This is a genomic window from Mycobacterium sp. 1165196.3 (genome assembly GCF_001673415.1).
Taxonomy (GTDB): Bacteria; Actinomycetota; Actinomycetes; order Mycobacteriales; family Mycobacteriaceae; genus Mycobacterium; species Mycobacterium europaeum_A.
In genome coordinates this window covers 1-565 of sequence record NZ_LZLU01000162.1, presented here as the reverse complement: position 1 = coordinate 565, position 565 = coordinate 1, and the positions used below count along the sequence as shown (strand labels likewise).

At 66.5% G+C, this 565-nt stretch carries 1 protein-coding gene; it reads right to left on the bottom strand.

Annotated elements, in window-relative coordinates; genetic code table 11:
- Positions 1-565, bottom strand: a 565-nt coding sequence (locus A5659_RS17255) for an LmeA family phospholipid-binding protein (protein WP_066876373.1), incomplete at both ends; no start/stop codon positions are given.

Below are 565 nucleotides of genomic sequence, written 5' to 3'. Positions count from 1 at the left end.
GCTTGGCGGTGATGTTGTCCAACATGCCCTTCAACTCGATCGTGCCGTCGGCGGGGTGCGTGGTCACGGTGTTGGTGACGAACGGGCCCAGCACCGGGATGGCGTTCTGTACCGACTGCTTGATGCCGTCACTGGTCCAGCTGATGGTGGCGTCCAGGGCGCCGATGGTGCCCTTCGAGTTGCCGTTGTCCTTGAGGCGCACGTCGTTGATGTTGATCGAGAGCTTCATGCCCTTGGCGTCGCGGATGTTGTTGCCGGCCGTCTGCACCGAGATGTTGGTGTAGTGCTTCGTCGCCTGCTGCCAGAGCATCAGGGGCGTCACGCCGAAGGACGCGGTGGCCTGGTCCTTGACCTCACAGGCCACCGCCTCGGCGACCTTGCTGTCCGCGACGTGGCGCACGTAGAGCTCGGCCCCGATGAGCGCGGCGATGATCAGCGCGAACACGATGATGAAGATCAGCAGGACGGAGACCGGGTCGCGGCCGAAGCGGCGCTTCTTCTTCCCGGGCGTCGCGTCGTCGCCGGGCTGGGCGGCCAGCCGCTCGGTCGGACCGGCGGGCGGGGT